The sequence below is a fragment of the bacterium genome (genome assembly GCA_037147175.1).
Classification (GTDB): domain Bacteria; phylum Cyanobacteriota; class Vampirovibrionia; order Gastranaerophilales; family UBA9971; genus UBA9971.
Genome location: JBAWVS010000010.1, coordinates 12934 through 39098 on the forward strand (window position 1 = coordinate 12934; position 26165 = coordinate 39098).

Consider the following 26165-nt stretch of genomic DNA (forward strand, 5'->3'; position numbering starts at 1 on the left):
AATCAGCTTCTCAAATATTTCAGCAGTTTTTTAATGTCTTCATCAGGCTCTATCTCAATAACCATTTGTTTTTTATCGTCAGGTTTAAAAAATTTAAGCCTGTAAGCCTGAAGAGCCTGTCCTTTTAGTTTTATTTTTAAATTATCACCGCCATACAGAGGATCACCGGCAACAGGGTGGTTAATATTCGAAAAATGCACTCTTATCTGGTGAGTTCTTCCTGTTTCCAGCGTTGCTTCAAGAAAAGTAAACTTTTCAAATCTTTCGAGAACTTTCCAATGTGTTATTGACTTTTTGCCGTCTTCAACAACTCCCATTTTATGTCTTTGGGTCGGATGTCTATCGATAGGAGCATCTATAGTGCCTTCATCCTGCTCTATAACGCCATTAACTATCGCCAAATATTGTCTTACAGCAGTTTTTGTCCTGATTTGTTCTGCCAAAAATTGGTGGGCAAAATCATTTTTGGCTATCATTAATAGCCCTGAAGTATCTCTATCAAGCCTATGAAGGATGCCCGGTCTCATAATTCCGTTTATCCCCGATAAATTACCTTTGCAATGAAATAAAAGCGCATTAACCAGCGTATGCTCTCTTTCTATTGAAGTCGGATGAGTCAGCATCCCCGCAGGTTTATTTATAATCAGCATATTTTCCTCTTCATAAAGGACATCAAGAGGAATATTTTCTGCTTCCATTTCGAGAGGCTTTGCTTCAGGAATTTTTATGCAAACTTCATCACCGTATTTTAATTTATAAGAATTTTTAGAAAATTTACCGTTAACAAGAACGGTTTCTTCTGATTTAATAAGCTGTTGCACTCTTGTACGCGTGAGTTCAGGAACTAAATTCGCTACAAAGATATCTAATCTTGAGTTTACTTCGTCTAAATCAACTTCAAGGTTTATTATTTTTGATATTTTTTCTGAATTTTCAGTCATTTTTTAGAATCATTTTGGTATTAATTTTTCAGCTCTACTTGGGGTTCATTACTATTTGGTGTAGTGAGCAAATATATTATAAGAAGTATAGCGCCGCAATTAATGCATAAATCAGCTATGTTAAAAATTGGAAAATTAACAAAATCAAATCTTATAAAGTCGAGAACATATCCTAAACTAAGCCTGTCAACAAAATTTCCGATAGTTCCTCCGAGAACAAGACCCCATGCGATTGTATTAACAAAATTCAGGGACTTATATGTTCTGACTAAATATACAGATATTGAAATAATCACAAATACTGAAAATATTGCAAGAAACAAAGTTTTGTTCTCAAATATTCCAAACGCTGCGCCCGTATTATAAATTTTTGTTACACTCAAAATATTATTTAAAATAGTAATTTGTTCATTTAAAAGCATGTTTTGAGATATTATGTTTTTCATTGTTTGATCAGCTAATAATACTATTATTGCTACAAAAAAAGCATAATACCTGTTTATAAGATTCTTAATCATTCCAGCTAAATTTCCCGTTTGTACTAGCACCAAAACATGGCTTGGATTCCTGTTCTCGGGATTTTTATAGCCTTCAAAATCTCTCGTTTTAATAAATCAGAAAACTAATTTAATTTGAGCATAAAATCTCCACCACTATTTTATTATCGAATAAAAAGTTTTGGCTGTCCTCAAATGTTATCAAATATTTCATTAAATTTATTCATATATTTTTTAAAAAATTGATTAATAAAAACACTGTTATTTTCATCTTCATCAGAGAAGATTCTTGCATTTTCAAGATTTATATCGCCCAAATAAAAATCCTGCACATATTTATCAAGATTTATATTTAATTTATCCATAATTTCCAAGACTTTTGAAGTTTTAATATCAATTTCTTCTTTGCCTGAAAAAATAATAATATTTGTCAGGTCTGATAAATTGTGTTTTAAGCCGATTAAGAGCTTATAAAATTCGTAATTCCCGTAGTTTGTCGGGAAAATCAGGTTGTCTTTAAACGCAGAAGTATAGGTTTTAAGCAAGGACTTAAAAATAATATTATTTTCGGAGTCTATATCTGTAAGCCCAAAAACATTAGAAGCAATAATTCCGTCAGGAGAAAGTATATTATTAAGCTCTTCCAGAAATTCCTTTGTCATGAAGCGATAAGCCATTCCTGATTCTGAAAAAATATCGAGAATAATTAAATCGTATTTTTCGCAGGAAGTTCTTACAAAAACCCTGCCGTCCTGTATATTTATGTTAATTCCTGATTCATGCCTGTAATCAAAATATTTTTCTGCAATTTCTACCAGTTCAGGATTAATTTCAACCACATCAATCTTTTGGACTTTAGGCAGAATACTTTTTAGCTGATTAACAAAATATCCCGTACCCAGACCGAGAACAAGAATATTTTTTATTTCTTTTTTCATCGCAGCAGCAAGCAAAAAATAATTTATGTAGGGAATATTGCCTGTATATAAAGGGTGATTAATTTTTCCGCCCTGATAATTGTCTTCAAATTTTAAAAATCTGCTCAATTCATTTTCGACAACCTTAACTTCGTTGTTAAAAGATGTTTTTTGGCTGAAAATGATTTTTTCCGAACACTCAAAATTATCCAGAATTTTTAAGTCTTCAGGATGCAAAGCCTTTGTAATCATTATTTCCGGTGGAATAATCATTTAAATTACTTCTGATAAATATTTTCTGAACTAATATAAAATTAACATAAAAGAGGAATTAAGATGCAAAGCCATCAGGAATTATTTTTTTGGTAATACGTTTACACGTTTTAAAATTACCGCGATGCCCGTAACTTTAAGGTCAAGGTTTGTGTAATTAGTCCTTTGCGCTTCGCAAAAACTAACAGAAGCTGAAGAAATCTCATTGAAACCATCTTTGTTTGATTTAATGAGTCTTTCAAGTGTTTTTAAATCAGGCAGTATTTGCCTAAATGTTTCTTCAGGCTGTTTTATTGGATAAACAAGAGGCACCGAAGCTAATGAGCCTAAAGCAAAAACTTCAGGAGGCAGGTCAACATTTAGTAAAGCTGTGTAGTTTTCTCCCGATAATACTTGTTCAGGTACGTCAAAATTAATGTTTATATTTTTTGCTGTGCCGTATTTTATAGCTGTTTCTTCATAAAGGGTTTTGTCGGTAATGATTTTCCAGCCGCATCCGTATTTTTCAAGATATAAAATATTATGAGATGTTCCGTTTACACAGCCTTTATCTTTTGTTATTTCGGATTTATCCTTTGTGGTTGCTGTTATATCTTCGCTGAGTTCAACACTAGCCCTGTTATTATCAAGTCGCAGGTTTTTAACAGTGGTTGAATATTTTAAATCAGGGTATTTTTCCCATGTTTGTTTTATTAAATCAAGCACCTGCTCTTTATTAAGAGAATCACCGCTTATATAATTTGAAGCGTAGTAAGTTTCTATTTTTTGTATTTCGTGAGCATTAAGATCAATTAAATAATTTGCTAAAAAATTGTTTAACTCATTTGCAGCATCAGATTGGTCATCTTTTACACAATATGAATAAACGGTATTTTCTTCTTTAGCCTTTCCCTGAGCTAAAGAAGGCATGCTGAGGCTTTGCGAAAAAATAGTACTTAATATAAGTATGCTAAATAAAAAAAAATTTTTTTTCATATAAACTCAAAACCCATTTATTGTCTGATTAGAGAAGATAATAACCTTTTTTTCTAAATTAATCAAAGGCTTTCTTTTGTAATTTATTACTTTTTGTACAAAGAATAATAAAACAATTTACTTTTGCATGCTTTTGAGATAAATTAGTGTCTGAATATTCGTATGAATTTTTTATTAAAATTAAGCTAAAATAATGATATAACACACGAGGATAAGTGAATGACAAATCAGGCGGTTTTAAAAGAACTTGAGGGAAGCACATTTCAGCTTACAGACGAGCAAAGAGATATTAAACAGGTTGTTCGTGAATTTGCAGAAAGTGTAATAGCACCACGTTCAGCAGAAGTTGACGAAACAGCAAAGTTTCCTTGGGATGTATACAAAGAAATGGTAGAATGCGGACTTGTTTCTCTTCCCTATCCGGAACAATACGGTGGGGGCGGAGCAGATCCTATTATGGAATGTATCCTTGTAGAAGAATTATCAAGGGTTGACCTTTCTGCAGCACTTGCATGCCTCGTTAATACACTTGGAAGCCAACCAATTATGCTTGGCGGCAACGAAGAACAAAAAAGAAAATATATTACTCAAATCACTTCAGGCGAAAAACTTTGTGCCTTTGGTTTGACAGAAGCAGGCGCAGGAAGCGATTTTATGGGAATAAAAACCCGTGCTGTAAAAAAGGGCGATAAATATATTATTAACGGAACAAAATTATTTATAAGCCATGCCAATTTGTCAGAAATCGTAACCGTTTTTGCAAAAACAAGTCCGGAACCCGGCCTTAAAAGCTTAAGCTGCTTCATCGTCGACAGCAGTTCTCCCGGATTTAAAGTTGGAAAAACAGAGCATAAACTAGGAATTAGAGGTTCTGAAACTGCCGAACTTATTTTTGAAGATATGGAAGTACCTGCAGAAAATCTTCTCGGTTCTGAAGGAGCCGGATGGAAACTGGCTATGAGTACTCTTGATCACTCAAGACCCGGTGTTGGAGCTCAAGGCGTTGGTGTTGCTCAGGGATCTCTTGATTTTGCATTCAAATATGCTCAGGAAAGAGTTCAATTTGGTCAGCCTATCGGAAACTTTGAAGCTGTCCAAAATATGCTCGTAAAAATGGCTATGAAGGTTGAAGCAGCAAGACTTCTTGTTTATAAAGCAGCTACTTCAGTTTCAAATGATAATAGAGAAAAATCAATGTATGCTTCTCTTTCAAAATGTTACGGCGGCGATATAGCTATGGAAGTTACCACAGATGCTGTTCAAGTTCTTGGCGGATATGGATTCACTAAAGAATTCCCTGTCGAAAGAATGATGAGAGACGCAAAAATAACACAAATTTATGAAGGAACCAATCAGGTTCAAAGAATGGTAATAAGCAGACACCTTCTTAAAGGTTATAAATAAAAATCGTAAATTTGTTTTTCAACATTAAACAGAAAACAAAATTTTAAACAAAATAGCCTGACTTGCTTAAGTAAGTCAGGCTATTTTTCTATGAAACAGAAGAAATTTTTTTATCCTGAAAATAGTTTAAGTATTATAGACAACATTTTTTGTATATGTTAATTTTACATAAAATAAAACAGATAATTAATAAATATAATATATATATGTTTTGCAATAATAGGGTTTGAGACTTGTAAACAGGAAATCAAGGTTGAGGGAATGAATAATATTGTAATATTTTGTGATTTTGACGGGACAATTACAATAAATGATACAGTAGATCATTTGTTAAGCATTTTTGCAGATAAAAACTGGATAAATATTGAAGAATCCTGGAAAAAGGGAGAAATTGGTTCAAAAGAATGTTTGAAAAAACAATTGGAATGTATAGATTATATTTCTGAAAAACAATTAAACGAATTTATAGAGGATATCGAAATAGATGTCTATTTTATTAACTTTCTTGAATTTTTAAAAATTCAAGAAAATTTAAATCATAAAAAAATCGAACTTTATGTGGTAAGTGACGGGTTTGATTTTTTTATAAACAGGACTCTGGAAAAATACGGCATAAAGCGTTTTGTTAAAGTTTTTTCCAACAAATTAATTTACAGCAAAGGTAAATTAATACCTGTTTTCCCTTTGTTTAATCAATATTGCAAAAAAGATTCAGGCTTATGCAAATGTGAAATTATAAAAAAACTAAAAAAAGATAGGAGAGTTCTGTATATAGGAGACGGAACTTCTGATATTTGTGCAGCAAATCTAGCCGATATATTGTTTGCAAAAGATTCACTTGCAGAACATTGCGACCAAAACGGCATTAATTATATAAAATTTAAAACGTTTAAAGATATTTGTGAGTATTTATATTTGAATTTGGGGGAAGAACAATATGTTAAAAACGAAATGCTTGTCGGATAAAGAAATAAGAGAAATTGACAGCAAATATTCTTCTTATGGAGATACTGTCCATTATTCTGAGCAACCAAAGGTCTTTAAGGAATGTGACGGGTCATTTGTTTATGATACAAATGATGTTCCTTTTCTTGATATACAAATGTGGTATTCCGCATCAAATTTTGGCTATAACAACAAAAGAATATCTACGGCTTTAATCGACCAAATAGATAAAATGCCTCAAATTGCACCGCAATTTCTTTATGATTATAAAGTTTTACTGTCCCAAAAAATTTGTGAGGCGAGTTATCAAAGGTTTGGCAGTAAAGGCCGCACGCATTTTAATGTGGGAGGTTCTCAGGCTGTTGAAGATGCTTTGAAACTTGTCAGAAATGCAACTAAAAAGAATTTAATGTTCGCTTTTATGGGAGGTTATCACGGAAGAACTTTAGGCGCTTCTGCAATAACATCAAGTTATAGATACAGAAGGCGTTTTGGTCATTTTTCCGAGCGGGCTCATTTTATACCTTATCCTTATTGTTTCAGATGTTTTTACGGCAAAAATTGCGACAGTTGCGATTTTTATTGTCTTGATCAATTTGAAAAAATGTTTGAAACAGAATACAATTCTTTTTGGGATAATAAAACCGGAGAAACAGAGTTTATAGCCTTTTTTGCAGAAGCAATACAAGGCACAGGCGGATATATAATACCTCCTAAAGGGTATTTTGAAAGATTTAAAAACATACTTGATCAATATAATATTCTTCTTGTAGATGATGAAGTGCAGATGGGCTTTTATCGAACAGGAAAGCTTTGGGCTATAGAGCATTTCAATGTAAATCCCGATGTTGTAGTCTTTGGAAAGTCCCTAACAAATGGAATGAATCCGTTATCTGGCTTGTGGGCAAAAGAAGAGCTGATTAAACCTGATATTTTTCCGCCCGGCTCAACACATTCAACTTTCTCCTCCAACCCGTTAGGAACTAGAGCAGGATATGAAGTGATGAGTATGCTTGAAGAAGTAGATCACGAAAACTTAGTAACTTCGCAGGGCAAAAAATTTCTTGAGGGATTAGAATATTTAAAGAAAAAACATAAAAAAATCGGGAATGTCGATGGAATTGGTCTTGCTTTAAGATTAGAAATTTGTGAAAACGATGGCTATACACCAAATAAGGATTTGACAGACCGTATAGTTGAAGAAGGCTTAAAAGGAAATCTTGAATATAACGGTAAAAAATATGGCTTAGTTCTCGATGTAGGAGGATATTATAAAAATGTCCTTACGATTGCCCCGTCTTTGTACATTAAAGATTCCGAAATAAATATGGCTGTTGATTTGTTAGATCAGTTATTTACGAGGTTTAATTATTGAACTCTGATACAGGTTTTGAATTTAAACAGCCCAATAACGGGAAAAAAGCTGTTTTGCTTCTGCATGGAATGACAGGCAGTCCTTTTGAGATGAAACAATATGGAAAAAACATTCATAAAGCAGGTTTTGATGTGTTTTGTCCTTGCCTTCCGGGTCATGGCAAAGATATTCAGAATGTAAAAAAAATAAAATGGCAGGATTGGTTTAATTTTGCTGAAGAAAAATATAAAGAATTAAAACAATCGTATTCGGAAGTTTATCTCGGCGGTATCTGTATGGGGGCTGTTCTTGCCCTTGCTGTAGCGGAAAGCCATAAGGATGTTTCGGGGATTATAGCGATTTCCACAACATTTTTTCTCGATGGATGGACAATTCCCTGGTATAGTTTTTTATTTCCGCTCGGACTGCATACTATTTTGAGATTTTATTATTCATTTCCCGAGAGTGATCCTTATGGTATTAAAAATGAAATTGTTCGCAGGAAAATAAGTTCTTTAATGAAAGAAAATACAGTTGTATTAAATTATATCCCTATGACCTGTGTTTATGAGCTTTTAAAAATGTCCCGGCATGTAAGAAAAGCTATTAATCTTATAAAGCAGCCTGTTTTGGTTATTCATTCTAACCGTGATGATTTAACCAGCTTGAAAAGCGCTGATTATGTCTACAAAAATATTTCTTCCGAAGTTAAAGATTATGTTATTTTTAAAAACAGTTATCATTTAATCACAATGGACAATGATAAGGATCTTGCCGTGCAAAATTCAATTGAATTTTTAAATGGTCTTGCGTCTTTAAATAATTCTCAGGTTAAGCAAATAGGATAAAAATAATGAAACCGATTTTATATTCTTTAAGTTCGTTCCTGATTTTTAATTTAAGTTTAATTGCGGCTTTTATTGCAGGAAAATCAATTTTTAAAAAAGAAAATATAATTTTAAATTCTAATTATTCAATTTTTCTATCTGTTCTGCTTATTTTTTATTTTTTATCAATTTTAGCTTTAAATTTATTTTCGTTTAATACCAAATATATTTGGTACGGTTTTATATTTTCCCCATTTTTATTTACACCATTTATTATCGGGCATTTTTCAAAATACGAAAAAATAGATTTATATATGACTATTCAAATTTTAACGCTGGTTTTGAGTTTTTTGGCAGGTGTTCTGGTAATTTTCAAAATTGGTTAGAAAAGACTTTACTATGAGGTTCTTATCTGTTTGAAAACTTTTGCATAAAGTGAAAAATAGACAATAATGGCATATACAATAAAAAATCCGATTATAAAAGAGCTATAAGCCGCACCAATAATGGAAATAGCCGCCCAATACATTATTCCTATTATTAAAGCATAAGCCGCTGTATAACCGGCAGCTTTTAAATAATCTAACCAGCAGCCGCCGGTTATACCCACTATTGTAGTGAGATTCAAAGCTTCAAGAGGATTAAAATTTTCTGAAAATAGCCCCATTGCAACGGCATTAAACATTAAGAGCCAATAAATCGAACATATACCGGCTATTATATAAGCAGCGTTTTTAAAATCAGGCACGCGCTGAAGGATAAGCCATAAAATAAACAATATTACAGCAAGGACAAAAGCAGATGCTATAAAAAAAATCAGCCCTTTAAGTCCAATAAAAAAGTTACTTATAAAATTCCATTTAGGAAAGTTATTGCTGTCTTCTTGAACCTCGTTCTGAAAAATTGACCATAAATAACCGTTTGAAATAATTAATGCAGCAGCAAGTGCTATTTTGAAAATCAAATTTTCCGTACCAAGATAGTTCGCTGACAGAATAGCAGGCAAAAACAATAAGGCTAAACTGAAAATTAGTATTAATAAATTTTTAGGCTTTAAAGGTTTGATTAAAACATCAATAAAATTGATACTCATAAGCATATACCTCATTTCTAAAAACTAAATCACATAACCTTAAAATAAATGCATCTAAATTTATTTTAAATTATTATTTAAGAAATGAATAGCCTATTTTAAAAAAAATTACAAAAAAGACGGGTCAAACCCGTCTTTTTTAATTTATTTACCGCATTGCTTCATAACTTCTTCAGCAAAGTTTTCTTCTTTTTTCTGAATACCTTCGCCAAGAACGTATCTGGTGAATCTTCTTATTGTGATTTTTTCACCGATTTTAGCAATTTTTTCTTTAACTAAATCTTCGATTTTGATGTTTGGATCTTTAACAAAAGGTTGTTCAAGCAAGCATTTTTCGGCCATTAATTTATCAACTCTGCCTTGAATGATTTTTTCAACAATATTTTCAGGTTTACCTTTAAGATCTTCTTTTCCTGACTCAATTCTTTTTTCTTCTTCGATAACAGAAGCAGGAATTTCGTCTCTGGAAACGAATTCAGGTGCAGTGCTTGCAATGTGCAGGCAAATATCTTTAACTAACTGTTGAAAGTCTTCGTTTTTAGCAACAAAGTCTGTTTCGCAGTTAATTTCAACCATTACGCCAATTTTCCCGTTATGAATATAAGAACCTACTAACCCTTCGGCAGCTATACGTCCCATTTTCTTTTCAGCTGAAGCAATACCTTTTTGTCTTAAAAGTTCTACAGCTTTATTTATATCACCGTTTGTTTCAGTAAGTGTTCTTTTAGCATCCATAATGCCGGCACCGGTTTTATCTCTAAGTTCTTTTACTTGTGCAGCAGTTATATTAGTCATTTTTTCCTCCGAAAATTATTTTTCTTCTTCTATTTTTTCTATTACTTCTTCAAGACCTTCAACTTTTAATTTAAGATCTTCTTCTGTTACTCCGGCATCTTCAGGTTTTACTTCTTCAATTTTTTCAGCGGTGTCTTCCTGAGAAACGCCTGCGCTTTCTCTGAGCGCTTTTCCTTCAAGAACCGCATCCGCAATTTTTCCTGCGATTAATTTGATTGCTCTTATAGCATCATCATTACCGGGAATAACATAATTAATGTCTTCAGGGTCACAGTTTGTATCAACAAGGCCAATAATCGGGATATTCAGTTTATTAGCTTCTTTGATAGCAATAAGTTCTCTTTTTTGATCGATAATGAATAATAAATCAGGCATGCCTCTCATTTTTTTGACACCGCCTAAAGATTTATTAAGTTTTGCGATTTGTCTTGTCATAACAGCGACTTCTTTTTTGGGAAGTCTGTCAAAGTGACCGCTGTCTCTTAGTTCTTCAAGTTCATTAAGTTTTTTGATTCTTGTCCTGATTGTTTCAAAGTTTGTTAAAGTTCCGCCCAACCAGCGTCTGCTGATATAAAAAGAATTACATCTGGTGGCTTCCTGCTCGATGATTTCGGTAGCCTGTTTTTTTGTTCCTACAAAAACAACGTTTTTGCCTTTTGAAGCGATTTCTCTAGCTGCTTCATAAGCTTTATCGAGCATTACAGTTGTTTGTTGAAGGTTTATAATATAGATACCGTTTCTTTCACCGTAAATATATTTTTTCATTTTCGGATTCCAGCGTTGTGTCTGGTGTCCGAAGTGAACGCCGGCTTCTAAAAGTTCTAACATTGATGCTACTGGCATAAATTTTTCTCCTTTATCTTGTATTTAACCTTAATCATTTAACTTTTTAAAAAGCAATTTTGTGACAAAATTTATGATTTAAAGCAGGTTAAACACGCTTAAATAACTCTACAGTAAAAATTTATCATAAAAATATTTAAGTACAACACTAATTTAATGACTGAGCAACTAATACGTTTGAAAACCAGTTTAAAAAAGAAGCTTTGCAGGTTGAAATCTGTAAAACCCTTCATGATAAAGATATTTGGTAATTATTTTAAAAAGACAGCTTCAGGTAATAATTTTAAAACTATATCCCTCTATGGACTTAATTTTTTTTGTTGTATATTTATTTAGATACGAAATAAAATATGCAAAATTTGATATAAAAAGGAGAAAAAAATGGCATTATTAGAGGCAAAGAAAAGGGATATTTCCTTAAATCCAAGGCAAATAAGAGCAGAAGGGCTTGTTCCTGCTACAGTTTATGGAAGCGCGATGGATTCAATTTCAATTCAGCTTGATGTTAAAGACTTTATAGCTGCTTACAAAAAAGATAAAAACGCAATCTTTGAATTGAAAACAGAAACAGAAGCACACAAAGTTATCGTGAAAAAAGTGCAAACAGACCCTGTAAACGATAAAGTTCTTAATGTTGAATTTCAAAGAATTAAAGCTGACCAGAAAGTAAAAATAACAGTTCCGTTTGAAACAGTTGGTGATTCTGCTGCTGTAAAAGCCGGCGGCACATTAGTATTTAATATTTCAGCTATAGAAGTTGAATGTTTACCTTCTGATATCCCTTCAACAATAAAAGTTGATATTTCAAAATTAGAAAATTATGAAGATTCTTTGACTGTTCAGCAAATAGAATTTCCAAAAGGCGTTAGAGCTGTAGGAAATGCAGAAACAATTGCTGTAAAAATAGTAGCACCAAAAGCTTCTAAATAAATTAATTAAAAATTAATCTATAACCCTGTTATATATCACCCTCAAGAAGAGTGAATAAATAGGGTTTTTTTATGCGTATAATTTTTACAGCCTGAAGTTGTTCTTAGATAATGACAATAAAAAAACATCCTTAATCTAAACCATAAAGTTTAAATCAGGATGTTTTTTAAAAAAGTTTTAATTCTTATGCCTGGCTCCAGAAAGCGTCTCTTATAACTCTGGTTTTTTCTGTTTCTACAGCAATATTGATATTGTTAGGAGTAAAAACAAAAACACCTTCGCCGACTTTTTGCTGGTGACCGTCAATTGCGTGCGTTGCACCTGAAATAAAGTCAACAACTCTTTGAGATTGTTCAGCGTCTAAAAGATGAAGATTTAAGATTAATGACTTTCTTGTTCTTAAGTTGTTAACAACTTCGAGTGAATCTTCAAAAGACTTTGGTTCAATAACCATTACTTCATAACTGGAAGCGCTTGGATGTGAAAGAACTTTCAAATTGTTTTTCCTGTTTCTAATAGGGTTCTCCTGATAAGTTTCCACTTCTACTTCGTCTTCCCCTTCTACTGATCCGTATAATTCATCATAAAGATCATCTTCATTGTCTTCCATTTGTGGAGACAAACCAACCATGTGTTTAATTCTATTTACTAGACCTGCCAATTTGCACTTCCTCCCTGCAATATTCCTAAATAAATAACGCTTGTCCTATTCTTACTACAGTAGCGCCTTCTTTAACCGCTATTTTGTAATCATTGCTCATACCCATTGAAAGTTCGTTAAGCTGAACGCCGAATTTCTTTTGAAGCTGATTCCTTAACTCTCTTAGCCCCCTGAATGCCTTTTTTTGTTCTTCAATGTCTGAAGTAAAAGGAGCCATTGTCATCAACCCTACTATGTCTATCGAGTCAAGTTTGGAAATTTCAGAAAAACTTTCTTCTGCTTCCTCCGGTGAAAAACCGAATTTACTTTCCTCTTTCGCAATATTTATCTGAATAAACACTTTCTGAATTAAATTTTGAGAAGCTGCGCATTCAGATATTGCTTTTGCGATTTTTAAAGAATCAACGGAATGAATATAATCAAAAATGCCGACAACTTTTTTTACTTTGTTAGTCTGCAAATGCCCTAAAAAATGCCAGTTTGAATTTTTTTCCACTTCCTCCGGTAATTCAGCCCTTTTCTTTTCCGCATCCTGAACCTTGTTTTCCCCAAAGTCCCTGATACCTGCTTTAAAAGCTTCTATTACCTTTTCCGCGGTTATGTATTTCGTTACAGCAATTATTCGTGCATTTAATGTATAAGTTTGAATATTTTTCAGATTTTCACTGATACTCATTTATACATCTTTCCGATTTTAACCGTTTTTCCTCCTTCTGCGGAGCGAGATGTAAAAGCCTGAAGGGCTTGAACTTCTTCTCCTAATTCAAATCATTTTCTCTTTAAATAAAAGATAATAATTCAAATTTTATTTAGCTTAAGGTGTATTAATTATAGTAAAAGTTTATCAGTAATACAAAAATTTGTTTACTATCCATTTAGATGATTTTTGTATTTGTTGAGTAATTTTTCTAAAACAAATGTATGAGTTGCTTTTGACCATTGCGAAAAAAGCGGTTTTTTCTTTAATGCTTCTTAATATTTCTCAACATTTTATAGTATATCGGCTTTAGAAATTTTATTGAGCTTTTCGGTAATCAGATTTTTGTTTTCAATTTCTTCATTTTTCAGGATTTTATCTATCGCATCTCTTAAATCGAGTCTGGAAGCGGTATTTATATCAATAGGATTTTTAATTGTGACTTTTTGGCATAATTTTTTGTAATAAGAAATTTGCGCTCTTGTGGGCAATTCCTTCGACATTTTAGATTCCTGAACTTTTTTTCTTTGCACTTTAATATAAGCCTTTTGTTCTTCATAAAGAGGTTTTAGTTTTTCTTTATATTTGAATTTTTTTTGACACTCTTTTATATAAAGTTCCAGTTCTTTCAAGAATTCCGGCTCATCAATAAATTCTTTTAAAAATGGAAATCTTGTGGAATTTATTTCCAGATAATATTTTTGATCTTCCGTAAATTTTTCGGCAAGTTCGGAAGAGTCTTTGTCAAAGCCTTTTTTGACAAAACTGGCAATATAATGACACAGGTCAGATTTCTGAACCTTTGTAAGATAGTTAAAAATTTGATGTTTTAAAGAATTCATTTTTTGTGTCCATTTAATTTTATAATTATTATATTAGCTTAAATGAATTTTTAAAAAAGTGTTTTTATATTTTCAAAATAAACGCCTGTCCGAAAAAAAGTGGACATTGCAACGGGAGAGTAAGCATTAGCTTACTCTCCCTGATTTTGATTAAAAGAATATTTAAATATTCAATAAATTAATATCCTAAGAAACGTTTCCAAAAGCCTTTTCTGTCTTGACAACATTGGTTGCATGGATTATATGCACCATAAGTAACGATTGGAACTGCCGCGCCTGTTTGGCAAGGATTACAGGTATTGCAAGTGTTATAAGGATTGCTTATAACTACAGGAGCTATAGGAACTGCGGCGCCTGTCATGTAAGGGCTGCATGTGTTACATGGTTCAGCAATAGGTACTGCTACTGCCTGTACTCTTGGCAGACATGTGTTGCATGAAGAACACTGAGCAAATACAGGTTGCGAAACAGCGAGTAATAAACCTAATATCGCTAGATATTTTTTCATTCTTTGATCTCCTTTTTTTATTTACTTCATAAATTTGAAGTACATGTAATTTATAACTCAATAAAAAAAAAATTAGATTCGCAGAATTATTAATATTTAAAATAATCTTTTAGTAGAAAACAAATTAATTTGTAGTAAGACTTTCTGCTATTTTAGAACTTAAATTTTTTCAAAAGCTTGTTCTATATCTGCTATTAAGTCTTCAATATCTTCTATGCCCAAAGAAATTCTCATTAAGCTATCCGTAATGCCTATATTGCATCTTGTTTCAAGAGACATTTTTGCATGAGAAGTTTCGCAGGGTAAAGAAATAAGCGATTCTACTCCGGCAAGGCTTCCTGCTTCCTGAAACAATTTAAGCTTTGAGAGAAATTCTCTTGTTTTTTCTTTGTTTAAAGATGTTTCTACTGATAAAACACCTCCAAAACCTGACATTTGTGCTTTTGCTATTTCGTGTCCGGCATGGGACTTGAGTCCGGGGTAATAAACTTTTTTTACAAGCGGGTGTTTTTCAAGATATGCAGACAATTTCTGGGCATTTTCGTTATGTTTTTGCATTCTTAAATTCAGGGTTTTTATACTTCTTTCAAGAAGGTATAAATCCTGTGCATTCAAAGTACCGCCTGTATTTATTACATAAGGGCGGATTCTTTTCATAATCTTTTCTGAAGTAACTATTACTCCGCAAATTAAGTCGCTATGTCCGTTCAAATATTTACTGGCACTGTGTACAACAACGTCCACCCCGAATTTAAGCGGGTTCTGGTTTATCGGAGAAGCAAAAGTGTTATCTATGATTGTTATAATGTCGTATTTTTTTGCGATTAGAACAATTTCTTCTATATCAACTATTTTCAAAAGAGGATTCGAAGGTGTTTCAAAGTAGATAATTTTTGTATTGTCTTTGATTCTATTTTCAAAATTTTCAAGATCATCTGTAGAAGCAAGAGTGTAGTCTATTCCAAATTTTTCGAGTTCTTCCTTAATAAAATAATCAGTCCCGCCATACAAGTCTTCAGAAAAAAGTACATGATCGCCTGTCTTTAAAAGTGCCAGCATCGCAGAAGAAATTGCTGCCATTCCGGAACTTACAACAACGGCTTCTTGTCCGCCTTCTTCTAATTCGCAGATTTTTTCAGCTACTGCTTTGTGATTAGGCATATTTAGGTATCTGGGATAATATAATCCCCCTGAATCATTGTCAAAACCGTTTGAGGTTGAGGTATAAACGGGAGTATTTGCTCCATTTGTTAATTTATCGTGAACAGTTCCGACATGAACACATTTTGTATTTTTTCCGTGATTATTTTCACGCATGATTTTCACCTATCTTTGCTTTAACTCATTATTTAAAATTTCTTAAACAAGCTTAAATATACTATTGTCAAAAATTTTTTACCAGCAAGGAATTATCTATTTTTTTATAAATTTCAGAGTAAAAATGAATAAGTTAAAATATTTTTCGTATAATAATGTAGTGGAAAAATATAAAAGGGAAAGAAATGCCTGCATATCTTTATTGGGGCGAAGAAGAATTTAATCTTGAAAATGCGGTAAAAGAGCTTAGGAAAAAGGTTCTTGACGAAAATTGGGCTTCAATAAACCATAAAAAACTCAACGAGCCGGAAATTCTTGAGCTGATTGAGACATTGCAAACTTTGCCGATGATGTTCGGGAATTTGCTTGTGGAAGTTAGTGCAGCAAATCTTTTTTTAAGAGCAAATAGAAAAAGTACAAATCAGGATGATGCTCTCCCGCTTGGCAATAAAAAACTCAGTTCTTCTGACAGTTTGATGCAAAAGCTTTTTGAAGTTATTGAAAATTTAAATGACAGGGTTCATCTGCTTTTTGTGTGTCCTATCCCTCGAGAAAGCGGCAAAAAAATTGACGGCACTTTAAAACTTACCAAAACTCTCCAAAAAATCGGGAAAGTTGAGGAATTTCCGGCATATAAGTTTTATGAGGATTACAAGCTTGTTGACTGGATTATAAAGCAAGCAGGCACTAAATCATTGAAAATTTCAAAAGAGTCTGCCGCTGTTCTTCTTGCTAATTCAGGGACGGATTTAAGAAAAATCGATACGGAACTTGAAAAAATAAAAACTACGATTCATCCTAAAGTGCAAATTTCAACAAAAGACTTTGAAGAAATGATTTCTACAGGTGAAAATATATTCAAGCTGGCGGATTTGTGGATTAAGGGAGAAAAAATTCAGGCAATAAAAGAACTGCATAAACTTTTTGAAAAAAATCATTCCCTGAGAATTCTTGCCACTTTGCAAACTATGACAAGAAGATGGCTGAAAATTAAAATTTCATCGAAAAAACATAATGCTTTTGATATTGCAAAATTCGTAAATTTACCTAAATTTGTGGTTGAGCAGGATTTAATCAAGCTTAAAAATATTTCTGAAGAAAAATTGATAGAATTTAGAGAAAAAGCCGTTCAGGCTGAGTATAAAATAAAAACAGGGGAACTGTCAGCAGAAAATGCTATGGAACTTTTGATAGCAGGATAATTTGATGTTTAATGAAAAAATAAAAATAAATCAGCCATTTGCCACAAAATTTTTTGAAGCCGCTTTGAATTTAGATAACGGAAAGCTTAGTCATGCTTATATGTTTACAGGCAGTGATTCAATGGCTCAATATAATTTAGCCATGCAGATTGCAAAAATTCTTAATTGTCAAAACAAAACGGATGATTGCACTTGTACAAACTGCAACTGGATTAAGCAAAACAGACATCCGGCAGTGATAACAATTTCTCCGATTGATTATTGTTATGGAAATGAAGGAGGAAAGCCCAAAACAGAAATAACTATAGCTCAATCAAGATATTTAAAACATGCGCTGTCAAATGCTTCCCAGTATCACAGGGTGATAATTTTTACCGATGCGGAAGAAGGAAAAGAGCAGGAAAGCAAAGCAACGGCTCTGTGGCAAAATTATAAAGACCAGCTGACACCGCCTTCTTTGGATATGAGTGACGCAACAAGAGATAGCTGGATTCCAAAACCTTTAACGACAAAAGTGTTTGATTCTGCGCCGGCAAACGCTTTATTAAAAACTATAGAAGAGCCTTCAGGAAACATAACATTCTTTTTCCTCACAAAAGATAAGGAAGATATGATTGAAACCATTGTTTCCCGTACTCAGGTTATTCCTGTGCTTTCTCAAAATCGGGAAACTCTAGATTTGAAAATTCTTGAAAACTTTTTTATGGTTTTTCCTCCTAAAAATAGTGCTGAAGCTCTTTCTTATTCAGAAAGACTGCTTGAAGTCGCAAAAGAAAATTGCTGTACAGAAGAGGATTTGCTGATTTTAATGCAGGAATACATGCGCAAATTTCTTAGAGAAAACGCGGAAAATACAGTTATCAGTGCGAAAATTATTGAGAATATTCATAAAATTCAGCATGCACAGGATGAACTTGTCAATTATGTGAATACTCAGGCGGTTTTTGATTCTTTGATGATGGGCTTAATCTAGCTAAATCCTTACAAAACCCAGCGGATTATTTGGCTTTCCGTTAATCCTCACTTCAAAGTGGACATGAGGTCCTGTACTGTAACCGGTCATTCCTTCATAACCTATAATTTGTCCTTTTTTTACGCTGCTTCCATTACCGATAGCAGTTGAGGACATATGAGCATAAAGCGTTGAAAATCGCTGTCCTTTATGAGAACCGCAGTCCATATTGCCGTGGTCAACAATTACAACTTTGCCATATCCGCCATACCACCCTGAATAAATAACTTTACCACCATTAGAAGCCTTAATCGGTGTACCGTAAGAATTTGATATATCGACTCCCGTATGAAATCTCATGCTTCCAAAAATAGGATGTCTTCTCCACCCGAAAGGAGAAGTAATTGCTCCTGATATAGGTTTTATGAATTTGCTGTTAGCGACCATTTTTGTTATTTTGCTGCGTCTAATTTGATTTTCCAGCCTGTTTGAAAGATATTCGAGCTCCTGTTGTGCTTTTTCGTAGGTAGCTCTATCTGTTCTCAGCTTATTAATGAGATATTGGCTTGATTTTATTGAAGAATTAATCTCCTGTTTTTTTTGATTCATCACGCTCAAGTCAGAAGCTATGTTGTTTTTTTCATATTCAATAGACATTCTTGACTGATCTATTTCTCTTGCACGGGTTCTTAAGTTAGTAAGAATACTTTTGTCTTTTTTAGCAAGTATTTTTTGGTAATAAACCCTGTCAAGAAACGTTCCCATATCGCTTGAGGCAAAAATAAGATGAAGAAGGTTGATCCTTTCACCTTTATAAAGCTCCCGAATTCTCTTTCCTGCGGAATCAGCAACTTCTTCCTGATCCTCAGAAAGTTTGTTTAATTTATGCTGGAGATGTTTTAGGTTTGATCTTGATGTTTCCAGTTTATTTTTGCAATCTACTATATTATTTTGTGTTTCTTCAAGATTTCTTTGTTTTTTAGTGAGATTTTTTATTTCTACTTTTTCTTTTCTTTTTAATTCAAAAATTTTGCTTATAATTTTGGCTTTTTCCTTTTCGTACCATGCATTTGCGGGCAAAGAAAAGAAAAATATACCTGTTATTAGTATATTTATAGATAAAAAGAAAATTAATGTTTTTTTGAATCTATTATCCACTCTTCAATAAATTCCATTTGATTTTTATCGCCCGTACCCGACCATTTGCATGGATGAGTTAAATTTTCCAATCAGACTTTTAGCCATGCCGTTTTTTCGGTTAGCGCATGCTTTATAAGCCTTAAGGGAATGATTTAGATTTTTGTTGAAACCCTTACATGAATAAAGGAAGAACCATTCCTGCAACTGTCCAGAGTATAAACGTAATAGTTATTACTAATATAATAGTTTGTTTATTATTACGAAGGAATTCCATATTAAATACCTCCTTATTTATTGTTAACTGACAATATTTTACCTCAAATATATAAAACATTGCCATCTTATCAAAATTATCTGTCAGGAAAGAATAATAGCTCCTTTAGTGTCTATATTCAGCTTTTTGACAGTAACTTTGACGCCGAGATCCTCCCAAACACTGTTAATTCTTTTGTTTATTTCATCAAAATTATTATTTTCATAGATAACTATTATGCTTGGACCTGCTCCGCTTATTACAGTTCCTATAACATCGGGCATTTCTGCAATGTCTTGTTTTATTTCCATAAATCCCGGAATTAACCTGCTTCTGTACGGGTGATGAAGTTTATCTCTGAGTGCAAAACGCATTAATTCCGAATCCTGTGTATGCAGTGCATCTACGAACATGGCGCTTCTTTTAAGGTTAAAAATAGCATCTTCCATATTGACTTTTTCAGGAAGAACAGATCTGGAAATTTGTGTGGCGAGTTCATAATCCGGCATACAGGCGGCTATTTTCCAGTCATCCGGCCACTCTATTTTTTTATAAAGAATACTTCCGTCTTCTTCCGCAGATGATAGGCAAAAACCTCCCAGCATAGCAGGAGTAATGTTGTCAGGATGTCCCTCAAGGTCGTTTGCTATAGATAAAAGCGCGGCTTCATCAGCAGGATTTCCAAGAAGCTTGTTAGCAGCAAGGATTCCTCCGACAATTACGGAAGCACTGCTCCCCAGCCCTTTTGCAACAGGAATATCTGTCTGAATATTTATTCTTAAAGCAGGCGGTGTCTGACCAACATAGTTGTATAAAAGCTCTACGGCTTTATAAACGATGTTGGTTCTATCTGTAGGAATAGTAAAGAGTGTGTTTTCATTTTCCTGTTCGCCTGAAATCATATTAATTTCCAGACCTTTATCAGGATAAACAAGCTCTTCCAGTGTAATTTTATTATAAAGAGTAAGGGCCATGCCAAAACAGTCAAAGCCGGGACCGAGATTGGCCGTTGTTGCAGGTACTTTAACGCTTATTTTCAAAATTATTTTTCCTTACATAAATTTTTCATACTTGCCTCCGGTGCAACTACTGAAAGTACGTAAGGTGAACTTAAATATTTATTTGCCGTACTCATTACATCTTCGGAAGTTACTGTATTTATCAGATCAGGAAAATCATAAGTAAACCTGAAACCTTTGTCAATGATTTCAAACCACCCCAGATAATGAGCCTTCTCCTGATTGGTTTCCTGTGAAAGCAAAAAATCGCCTATAAGTTTTTGTTTGGCATCATTAAGCTCGTCCTGACTTACTGTTTCTGTTTTTAATCTTGTTATTTCCTGTAAAAACTTGCTTTTTACCAGATCAATATTTTTCGGCTCCGTGCCAATGTACATTGCAAACACCGACCCATCTTTTTTTGGAGAATAAGAGCTTCCAACGCTGTAGCACAAACCCTGTTTTTCACGGAATGTTTTAAAAAGTCTTGAACTTAATCCGCCGCCAAGCATGGAATCAATGACTTGAAGAGAGGCGTATTCTTTTTCATTTCTGATTCCTTCGACAGGCCAACCTATTAACATCCATGCCGCTGAGGTTTCATCTTTTTGGCATACAATTTTATCGGCAGGAAATTTCTTGACTTCCGCAGAAGGTTTGAGAGTCAGCTTTTCAGTGTTTGAGCAAGGAAAAGCTGTAGTGAATTTTTGCGTTATTTTATCTTGATTTATGTTTCCTGAAACAGATACAACCATATTTTGCGGAATAAATATTTTTTTGTGAAAATCTATAAGTTCTTCTCTGGTTAAAGAAGGAACACTTTTTTCGAGGATTTCGCCTATGTTTCCGTAAGGCTGGTTTTGATACATAGCACGGCTAAAGCCTTCAGACATCTTGGACATGGGTCGATCTCTGGATTTTGTAATGTCCTGAAGAATGTCTTTCTTCCCTTTTTCTACATATTCAGGGGAAAAAGCAGGATTATTTATCACATCAGCCAGTATTTCAAAGGCTTTATCAAAATCTGCTCTGGTCGATTTCAGCTGAATTTCGAAGCAATCCGAATCAAGCATCGGAGAAATAACTACTCCCATGTCTTCTACTGCTTTTGTAATTTCATAGGCGCTTCGGTTTTTTGTTCCCTGTAATATAGTTTTTACAAGAAGATTCGTTATCCCAGCTGGAGAATCCAGGAGTTTTCCTCCTTTTACAAAAACACTTAGTGAAATAATGTCATTTGAAGTAACAGGGTTTGTTATCAAAGTCATTCCGTTATTTAAAACGGTTTTTGTGGTGTTTTTGCAGGTTTCCTGAGGTGGGGAAACAGAATTTACTTTTATTTGGGAAACAGGAATCACCGATGAGTTTTCCGGCTTTGCTTGCTTTGAATTCTTACTGTTTGAAGGAAGAAGCACAGACAAAGCCATGCCGGAAGGTTTAATATATTTTTGTGCTGTTTTCTGAATCTCCTCTGCTGTTACAGCGTTTACATATTTTAAATGATTTGTATAAGAGTCAATGTTTCCTTCTATAGTCATAACATAGCCCAAAGAGTTTGCTATTTCTTCTACTGATTCATTTTCATAAACAAAAGCTCTTTCTTCCTGAGTTTTTGCTCTGTTTAGTTCTTCGTCCGTAACTTTTGTTTCTCTAAGTTTTTTTAATTCATTTTCAATAGATGTTTTTACTTTTTGGTATTTTGAAGGATCAAAGTCTGCTGATACAAAGAAAATACTGTCATCTCTCAAGCTGTAATGCCCTGAATCTACTGAAGAAACAATGTTTTGTTTTTCTTTTAAATCCTGATAAAGCCTTGAACTTTTGCCGCCTCCGAGTATTGAAGCCGCAAGATCAAGAGCATAGCTTTCTTTTATGTCATTTATAGGGACTCCCTTGAATCCCATACAAATGTATCCAAAATTAATTTTTTCTTTAGCTGTCTTTGTTTGTGGTTTTAACAATGTGGCTTCTCTTGGAAATTTAGGAAGTACAACTTTGTTAGAAACTTCTGCTTTATAGTTTTCTTCAAGCATACAAAGAATTTTTTGAGGATCAACATCTCCGACAATAATAGTGGTCATATTTGAAGGCACATAATAATTGTGGTAATATTCCAAAATGTTTTTTCTCGGAATATTTTCTATATTTGATGCCGGTCCGAGAGTTTCATATCTATAAGGATGTGTTTTAAAAATCAGACTTATTAAATTATCGAACAATATGGAGTCGGGGTTGTCTTCTGATCTTCTTATTTCTTCCTGAACCACTTTTCTTTCTTTATTAAGTTCAGCTTCCGGAAAAGTTGCATTAAGCAGCATATCAGCATTAAGTTTTATTGCTGTCGCAACGTCTTTTGAGGGTATTGTTATATAAAAATGGGTAAAATCCTTGCTAGTCGCTGCATTAAATTTCCCGCCTTTTGACTCAAGAATTTTGTCAATTTCGCCCTGTTTATGTTTTTTTGTTCCTTTGAATATAAGATGTTCTAAAAAATGCGAAACCCCGTTATTTTTATTATTTTCGTTGAGCGAACCTGTGTTTACCCATGTGTCAACTGTAACGATAGGATTGGTGTGGATTTCCTTAATTACAACAGTGTGTCCTGTTTTGAGGTGAAAAACACATGGAGGGCTGTCCTGCGCAAAACTTGCTGTGCTTATGCAGAAAACTAAGCATACAAGCAGTCTGATAAAAATTTTGTACATCTTATATAATCCCCAATCTTTCAATTTTAATCACAACAAAAATATACACTAAAAAGCAACTGTTCGGAAAGTCATTACATGGGGTAATTTATTATACTAAAGAGCAGACTGATTTAAGGTCTGCTCTTTAAAAATTAATTCAGATTTTTTGTTTTATGCAAGTAGATCTGTTTTAAATACAGGCACTTTAATTTCTTGTTGGTGGGCATCTTCAATAACTATCGTAGAACCGCTCATTTTCTTAAGCAACTCTATAAGAGCTTTAACAGGATCTTTACCAAAATTAATTAATCCTTTAAGCATACCCTTTTCATCTTTTATTGATGCGGTAGCACCTTTTTTTGTTAGAACTTCAAAAATAACGTTACCGGTATTTGTTGTCCCATCGACATTTAATACTAAACCTTTTGTGTTAATAGCCCTAATTGCGTTAACAGCTTGTCCTCTTACCGGTCCTGATGAAGGAAGTCCAACTTCTAAACTTTTAAGTGCTTGTATCGCCGTCATATTGTCCTCTTTCTTATGATTTTTTTACATAGTTTCAAAACTTCTATTTATATAAAACATGTGAAGAAAAAAAGTGATACCCGATTTTAAATAAATTTTCTTTTTAAAAAGAAATCAGGGTAAAACTTTCGCTATGCTTAAAAAAGACTGCTTAATGTTTCTTAATGTTATTTGTAAAAGTATTTAAATTCCAAGTCTCTCGTATATTTTGTTAATATTTCTTAAGTAAAAATCAGTGTCAAAGCAGGATTCTATTTCTCTAACCGAAAGTTTTTCGGTAATCCGTAAATCTTTAAGCAAATTTCCTTTGAAGTCACCGACAGGGTTGTTCCATGCCTGATGGGCATTGGATTGAACAAGCCTGTAAGCGTCTTCTCTCAACATTCCTTTGTCGCAAAGGGCAAGCATTACTCGTTGGGAATAAATTACTCCGCCGTAAAGCGCTGTATTCTTTTTCATGTTCTCAGGATAAACCTGCAAATTATCAACAATATTTTTGAATCTGTTAAGCATATAATCAACCAGAATAGTCGTATCAGGGAAAATTATTCGCTCGACAGAACTGTGGCTTATATCTCTTTCATGCCAAAGAGGAATATTCTCAAGTGCCGCAATAGAATTTGCTCTTATGATTCTTGCAAGACCCGTTAAATTTTCAGAACCTATAGGATTTTTTTTATGCGGCATGGCTGAAGAGCCCTTTTGTCCTTTAGAAAATCCTTCTTCAACTTCAAGTACTTCCGTTCTTTGAAGATGTCTTATTTCTACACAAAATTGTTCAATTGTAGTAGATATTAGCGCAAGTGTCTGCATATAATAAGCGTGTAAATCTCTTTGAATTACCTGCGTAGAAACCTTTGCAGGATTAAGACCAAGTTCTTTGCAGGCAATCTCTTCGATTTTTGGGTCGATATTGCTGTAATTTCCAACAGGTCCGCTAATCATTCCGACATTAATTTCTTCCGATGTTCTTTGAAATCTTTTTAGGTTTCTCTGCATTATATCGAGCCAGAGGCACATTTTATGACCAAAAGTCGTTGGCTCGGCGTGAATTCCGTGAGAACGCCCGATGCAAACTGTTTCTTTATGTTCTTTTGCTTTTATTTTTATTGAGTCGATAACAGCTTTAATGTTGTCCTCAATGATTTTATTAGCCTGTTTAATCTGAAGAGCAAGAGCCGTATCCAAAACATCGGAACTTGTCATTCCCATGTGTATATATCTTGAGGATTCTCCGACTTTTTCATTTACACTTGTCAAAAAAGCTATAACATCGTGTTTTACTTCCTGTTCAACTTCATCAATTCTCTTTATATCAAAGCCTGATTTGGTTTCAATTTCTTTTAATGCTCCATCAGGAATATTTCCCAGTTTATTGTGCGCTCTACAAACAGCCAGTTCTACATCAAGCCAGCATTTATATTTATTTTCGGGTTCCCAGATATTTGTCATTTCCTGTCGTGAATATCTTTGAATCATTGCCAAATCTCCTTTTTCCTCTTCTTATTAGTAATTATAAGATAAACATTTTTTATTTGATTTTTCAAAGACGATAAAATTAGTTATAATAAATATTGTTATGAACAAAGAAAAAATACTTGAAATAAAAAACCTTAATATAAGTTTTCAAATGGAAGATGAACTGGCAAGAGCGGTTCATGGAGTGAGCTTTGCTCTTGAAAAAGGTAAAGTACTCGGAATAGTAGGCGAATCGGGTTGCGGAAAATCTGTAACAGCCATGTCTATAATGAAATTATTGCCCTCAAATGCGGTCATAGAATCAGGAGAAATATTATACTTCGAAGCGAAATCAAATCTGTTAAATGAAATAAACCTTTTGAAACTTTCTGCAAATGAAATGCAAAAGATAAGAGGAAGCAAGATTTCATTAATTCCGCAAGATCCCCTGACAGCCTTAAATCCTCTTTATACAATCGGAGAGCAGATTATTGAAACAATAGAATATCACAGGAAAGTTTCAAGGAAAAAAGCAAAAGAAATAGCCATAGAAACTCTAAAAAGCGTAAAAATTCCTGAACCTGAAAACAGGTTAAATGATTACCCTCACCAGTTTTCTGGAGGCATGAGACAAAGAGCCATTATTGCCATGTCTTTATGTTGTAATCCCGAACTTATTATAGCTGATGAGCCTACAACTGCCCTTGATGTCACGGTTCAGGCGCAAATTCTTGATCTTATTAAACAAATTCAGGCGGAAAGAGGAACTTCGTTAATATTTATCACGCATGACCTTGGAGTTATAGCGGAATTTTGCAACCATGTCGCTGTAATGTATGCAGGAAGAATAGTTGAATATGCTCAAGTATCCGATATTTTCAAAAATCCTTTGCACCCATACACACAAGGACTTTTGGACTCGTTACCGTCTATTGATAAAGAAGTCCTAAACGTAATACACGGACAGCCGCCAGCAATTACTGAGGATATTTCAGGATGCGTTTTTCACCCGAGATGTCCTCGCAGAATGCCTGTTTGTGAGGCAATGGACCCTGCTTTGACTGTAAAAGAAAATGAACGTCAAGTATATTGTCATTTATTTGATTAATCATAAATTTTGTAAAATATTTT

At 33.5% G+C, this 26165-nt stretch carries 26 protein-coding genes; 9 read left to right on the forward strand and 17 right to left on the reverse strand.

Features of this window, described 5'->3' with window-relative positions:
• Window positions 1-2 precede the first annotated feature (2 nt).
• From WCG23_03840 to WCG23_03855, 4 genes are all read right to left on the reverse strand, one after another.
• Window positions 3-941, reverse strand: a complete 939-nt coding sequence (locus WCG23_03840) for an RluA family pseudouridine synthase (protein MEI8389001.1) — start codon at window positions 939-941, stop codon at window positions 3-5.
• A gap of 20 nt (window positions 942-961) precedes the next feature.
• Window positions 962-1459 (reverse strand): signal peptidase II, encoded by a 498-nt coding sequence (gene lspA, locus WCG23_03845; protein MEI8389002.1) that lies wholly within the window; start codon window positions 1457-1459, stop codon window positions 962-964.
• Window positions 1460-1629: 170 nt separating this feature from the next.
• A complete protein-coding gene (locus WCG23_03850; protein MEI8389003.1) occupies window positions 1630-2628 on the reverse strand; it encodes a fused MFS/spermidine synthase in 999 nt (332 codons plus the stop codon).
• An 81-nt stretch (window positions 2629-2709) separates the two neighbouring features.
• The gene (locus WCG23_03855) at window positions 2710-3603 is read right to left on the reverse strand and encodes a hypothetical protein (protein MEI8389004.1); all 894 of its coding nucleotides are present in this window, start codon (window positions 3601-3603) and stop codon (window positions 2710-2712) included.
• A 219-nt stretch (window positions 3604-3822) separates the two neighbouring features.
• Here WCG23_03855 and WCG23_03860 point away from each other — a divergent pair, with 219 nt between their 5' ends.
• The 5 genes from WCG23_03860 (at window position 3823) to WCG23_03880 (ending at window position 8519) form a co-directional block, all read left to right on the forward strand.
• The gene (locus tag WCG23_03860) at window positions 3823-5007 is read left to right on the forward strand and encodes an acyl-CoA dehydrogenase family protein (GenBank protein ID MEI8389005.1); all 1185 of its coding nucleotides are present in this window, start codon (window positions 3823-3825) and stop codon (window positions 5005-5007) included.
• A gap of 261 nt (window positions 5008-5268) precedes the next feature.
• Window positions 5269-5973: an MtnX-like HAD-IB family phosphatase gene (locus WCG23_03865; GenBank protein MEI8389006.1), complete on the forward strand. Its 705-nt coding sequence runs from the start codon at window positions 5269-5271 to the stop codon at window positions 5971-5973.
• Window positions 5945-7327, forward strand: a complete 1383-nt coding sequence (locus WCG23_03870) for an aminotransferase class III-fold pyridoxal phosphate-dependent enzyme (GenBank protein ID MEI8389007.1) — start codon at window positions 5945-5947, stop codon at window positions 7325-7327. Before WCG23_03865 ends, WCG23_03870 begins: the two co-directional genes overlap by 29 nt.
• Window positions 7324-8154: an alpha/beta fold hydrolase gene (locus WCG23_03875; protein ID MEI8389008.1), complete on the forward strand. Its 831-nt coding sequence runs from the start codon at window positions 7324-7326 to the stop codon at window positions 8152-8154. Before WCG23_03870 ends, WCG23_03875 begins: the two co-directional genes overlap by 4 nt.
• A 5-nt stretch (window positions 8155-8159) precedes the next feature.
• On the forward strand, window positions 8160-8519 hold the full coding sequence (locus WCG23_03880; GenBank protein ID MEI8389009.1) for a hypothetical protein: 360 nt from the start codon (window positions 8160-8162) through the stop codon (window positions 8517-8519).
• An 11-nt stretch (window positions 8520-8530) separates the two neighbouring features.
• Here the strand turns inward: WCG23_03880 and WCG23_03885 are convergent, their stop codons facing one another.
• From WCG23_03885 to rpsB, 3 genes are all read right to left on the reverse strand, one after another.
• On the reverse strand, window positions 8531-9226 hold the full coding sequence (locus WCG23_03885; protein MEI8389010.1) for a hypothetical protein: 696 nt from the start codon (window positions 9224-9226) through the stop codon (window positions 8531-8533).
• Between the two features lie 144 nt (window positions 9227-9370).
• A complete protein-coding gene (gene tsf, locus WCG23_03890) occupies window positions 9371-10021 on the reverse strand; it encodes a translation elongation factor Ts (GenBank protein MEI8389011.1) in 651 nt (216 codons plus the stop codon).
• A gap of 15 nt (window positions 10022-10036) precedes the next feature.
• Entirely contained in the window at window positions 10037-10864 is an 828-nt protein-coding gene (gene rpsB / locus WCG23_03895) for a 30S ribosomal protein S2 (GenBank protein ID MEI8389012.1), read from the reverse strand.
• 381 nt (window positions 10865-11245) lie between these two features.
• Here rpsB and WCG23_03900 point away from each other — a divergent pair, with 381 nt between their 5' ends.
• The gene (locus WCG23_03900; protein MEI8389013.1) at window positions 11246-11794 is read left to right on the forward strand and encodes a 50S ribosomal protein L25; all 549 of its coding nucleotides are present in this window, start codon (window positions 11246-11248) and stop codon (window positions 11792-11794) included.
• Window positions 11795-11978: 184 nt separating this feature from the next.
• Here WCG23_03900 and sepF read toward each other — a convergent pair whose 3' ends face one another.
• The 5 genes from sepF to WCG23_03925 form a co-directional block, all read right to left on the reverse strand.
• Window positions 11979-12455 (reverse strand): cell division protein SepF, encoded by a 477-nt coding sequence (sepF, locus tag WCG23_03905; protein MEI8389014.1) that lies wholly within the window; start codon window positions 12453-12455, stop codon window positions 11979-11981.
• Window positions 12456-12480: 25 nt separating this feature from the next.
• Window positions 12481-13131 (reverse strand): YggS family pyridoxal phosphate-dependent enzyme, encoded by a 651-nt coding sequence (locus WCG23_03910; GenBank protein ID MEI8389015.1) that lies wholly within the window; start codon window positions 13129-13131, stop codon window positions 12481-12483.
• A gap of 314 nt (window positions 13132-13445) precedes the next feature.
• Entirely contained in the window at window positions 13446-13994 is a 549-nt protein-coding gene (locus tag WCG23_03915; GenBank protein MEI8389016.1) for a hypothetical protein, read from the reverse strand.
• Window positions 13995-14172: 178 nt separating this feature from the next.
• A complete protein-coding gene (locus WCG23_03920) occupies window positions 14173-14502 on the reverse strand; it encodes a hypothetical protein (GenBank protein MEI8389017.1) in 330 nt (109 codons plus the stop codon).
• Between the two features lie 159 nt (window positions 14503-14661).
• Window positions 14662-15819 carry a PLP-dependent aspartate aminotransferase family protein gene (locus WCG23_03925; GenBank protein ID MEI8389018.1) on the reverse strand — a complete coding sequence of 386 codons (1158 nt, stop codon included), beginning with the start codon at window positions 15817-15819 and terminating at the stop codon, window positions 14662-14664.
• A 185-nt stretch (window positions 15820-16004) separates the two neighbouring features.
• Here WCG23_03925 and holA point away from each other — a divergent pair, with 185 nt between their 5' ends.
• Together holA and WCG23_03935 are read left to right on the forward strand one after the other, a co-directional pair.
• A complete protein-coding gene (holA, locus tag WCG23_03930; GenBank protein ID MEI8389019.1) occupies window positions 16005-17021 on the forward strand; it encodes a DNA polymerase III subunit delta in 1017 nt (338 codons plus the stop codon).
• Window positions 17022-17025: 4 nt separating this feature from the next.
• On the forward strand, window positions 17026-17994 hold the full coding sequence (locus WCG23_03935; GenBank protein ID MEI8389020.1) for a hypothetical protein: 969 nt from the start codon (window positions 17026-17028) through the stop codon (window positions 17992-17994).
• On the opposite strand, the gene WCG23_03940 is transcribed toward WCG23_03935, so the two are convergent.
• The 5 genes from WCG23_03940 to purB all read right to left on the reverse strand — a co-directional run bounded on the left by WCG23_03940 (window position 17995) and on the right by purB (window position 25055).
• Window positions 17995-19053 carry a peptidoglycan DD-metalloendopeptidase family protein gene (locus WCG23_03940; GenBank protein ID MEI8389021.1) on the reverse strand — a complete coding sequence of 353 codons (1059 nt, stop codon included), beginning with the start codon at window positions 19051-19053 and terminating at the stop codon, window positions 17995-17997.
• A 417-nt stretch (window positions 19054-19470) separates the two neighbouring features.
• Complete coding sequence (gene thrB / locus WCG23_03945; protein MEI8389022.1) at window positions 19471-20406, reverse strand: homoserine kinase; 936 nt, start codon at window positions 20404-20406, stop codon at window positions 19471-19473.
• Window positions 20407-20408: 2 nt separating this feature from the next.
• Window positions 20409-23069, reverse strand: a complete 2661-nt coding sequence (locus WCG23_03950) for a pitrilysin family protein (GenBank protein MEI8389023.1) — start codon at window positions 23067-23069, stop codon at window positions 20409-20411.
• 153 nt (window positions 23070-23222) lie between these two features.
• Window positions 23223-23576 (reverse strand): hypothetical protein, encoded by a 354-nt coding sequence (locus WCG23_03955; protein MEI8389024.1) that lies wholly within the window; start codon window positions 23574-23576, stop codon window positions 23223-23225.
• Window positions 23577-23759: 183 nt separating this feature from the next.
• Complete coding sequence (purB, locus tag WCG23_03960; protein ID MEI8389025.1) at window positions 23760-25055, reverse strand: adenylosuccinate lyase; 1296 nt, start codon at window positions 25053-25055, stop codon at window positions 23760-23762.
• Window positions 25056-25155: 100 nt separating this feature from the next.
• Here purB and WCG23_03965 point away from each other — a divergent pair, with 100 nt between their 5' ends.
• Entirely contained in the window at window positions 25156-26142 is a 987-nt protein-coding gene (locus WCG23_03965; protein ID MEI8389026.1) for an ABC transporter ATP-binding protein, read from the forward strand.
• The last annotated feature ends 23 nt before the right edge of the window (window positions 26143-26165 follow it).